Below are 449 nucleotides of genomic sequence, written 5' to 3' on the forward strand. Positions count from 1 at the left end.
GCCTTTGGATAAGACCCGAAAACAACACCGCTCGGCTTCAAACTGGCGCTCAACATCTAATAGCACAAAGAGGATAAGAGACGCTTCGCTGAAGAGGAAGAAAAAAAATGATCCTATGGTTCCCTCATTTTCTTCTTATTCTCTTCTCTTTGTGAAAATATTTTCTGCACTGAAGTACCTGCTACAAAATGGGCCTTTGGATAAGACCCGAAAACAACACCGCTCGGCTTCAAACTGACAGCTCAACATTTAATAGCACAAAGAGGGTAAGAGGCATTTCGCTGAAGAGGAAGAAAAAAATGATCCTGTGGTTCCCTCATTTTCTTCTTATTCACTTCTCTTTGAAAAAAATTTTCGGCACTGAAGTACCTGCTACAAAATGGGCCTTTGGGTAAGACCCGAAAACAACACCGCTCGGCTTCAAACTGACAGATCAACATTTAATAGCA

General features: G+C 41.6%; 1 protein-coding gene. It reads left to right on the forward strand.

The features are described 5' to 3' along the window. On the forward strand, nucleotides 1–238 hold a 238-nt coding region (locus tag JIG37_RS22560), incomplete at its 5' end, for a hypothetical protein (protein WP_206769768.1). Nucleotides 239–449 lie beyond the last annotated feature (211 nt).

The organism is Pseudoalteromonas sp. bablab_jr010 (assembly GCF_016464105.1).
GTDB lineage: Bacteria > Pseudomonadota > Gammaproteobacteria > Enterobacterales > Alteromonadaceae > Pseudoalteromonas > Pseudoalteromonas simplex.